This window comes from Blastococcus sp. SYSU DS0539 (assembly GCF_054050855.1).
Genome location: NZ_JBJHAF010000034.1, coordinates 1 through 571 on the forward strand (window position 1 = coordinate 1; position 571 = coordinate 571).

A 571-nucleotide genomic window follows, 5' to 3' on the forward strand; every position below is an offset into this window, starting at 1 on the left:
GAGTGCAAGTGCACAAGGGAGCTTGACTGCGAGACCGACGGGTCGAGCAGGAGCGAAAGCTGGGACTAGTGACCCGGCACCGGCATGTGGAAGCGGTGTCGCTCAACGGATAAAAGGTACCCCGGGGATAACAGGCTGATCTTCCCCAAGAGTCCATATCGACGGGATGGTTTGGCACCTCGATGTCGGCTCGTCGCATCCTGGGGCTGGAGTAGGTCCCAAGGGTTGGGCTGTTCGCCCATTAAAGCGGTACGCGAGCTGGGTTTAGAACGTCGTGAGACAGTTCGGTCCCTATCCGCCGTGCGCGTAAGAGACTTGAGAAGAGCTGTCCCTAGTACGAGAGGACCGGGACGGACGAACCTCTGGTGTGCCAGTTGTACCGCCAGGTGCACTGCTGGTTAGCTACGTTCGGCAGGGATAACCGCTGAAAGCATCTAAGCGGGAAGCTCGCTTCAAGATGAGGTCTCTCACCGGGTCAACCGGGTAAGGCCCCCGCCCAGACCAGCGGGTTGATAGGCCGGAAGTGGAAGCACCGCAAGGTGTGGAGCTGACCGGTACTAACAGGCCGAGG

Annotated in this window: 1 rRNA gene; it reads left to right on the forward strand. The window is 59.9% G+C overall.

Annotated elements, in window-relative coordinates:
* Positions 1-569: ribosomal RNA gene (locus ACI790_RS19860) — 23S ribosomal RNA — on the forward strand; the annotation flags it as partial.
* Positions 570-571: the final 2 nt, after the last annotated feature.